The 672-nt window shown below is 39.1% G+C and carries 1 protein-coding gene; it reads right to left on the bottom strand.

All coding sequences use genetic code 11. From position 1 onward, the window contains the following. Positions 1–15 precede the first annotated feature (15 nt). Positions 16–672 (bottom strand): hypothetical protein (locus ACFIK3_RS09745; RefSeq protein ID WP_375676637.1); only part of this gene is annotated, 657 nt, incomplete at its 5' end.

The raw sequence follows: 672 nt of genomic DNA, 5'->3' as shown, positions 1-672 counted from the left end.
GCGCCCACGCGTTATTTAAGCAGCGTCTTTTAGTGACTGATTATCATCACAGATATCATTACGAATTTTTGCACGGCTATTGACAACAGCATTGCCATAAATTTGCACATGATGATCAATATTTGATTTGCCATAGACCTTGGCATTATCATAAATCCTTACAAAGCAACCAACACGAGCCGAGCCAGAAACCTTGGCATAACCATAGATACTTGAATAATCCTTAATCCAGGCATTACAAAAAACATGGGCATTATCATAAACGCGCGCCCAGACATAAATGCGTGACTTGCCATACACATGGGCATTGCCAAAAATATAGCCACAAACATAGGCACTTTCATAGACACGGGCATTGTCATAAACCTTGGCACCATTAGAAATAGTAGCATTATCACTAATTACGGCATTACCATAAACATGCCCACAGACCTTAGCGTTATCATGAATTTTTGCATTATCATAAATATGAGCGGTTGTATCAAAAACCAATGCCTTGCCATTAACGATAGCATTGCCATACACCTTGGCACCTCTAAAGATTTTCGCATCATTATAGATTTTAGCATTTTCATAAACAGTTGCATTGAAAAGAACCGCGGCATTATCATAGACCCAGCAATTGCCATCATGGGATAAGTTACTTTCATTTTCAATAAAACCGCCGAGGTC

Origin of the sequence: Bartonella sp. CB10SXKL, assembly GCF_042195515.1 — a bacterium.
Taxonomy (GTDB): Bacteria; Pseudomonadota; Alphaproteobacteria; order Rhizobiales; family Rhizobiaceae; genus Bartonella.
The sequence above is the reverse complement of the archived record's forward strand: the minus strand, read 5'-3'. Positions and strand labels throughout refer to the sequence as shown.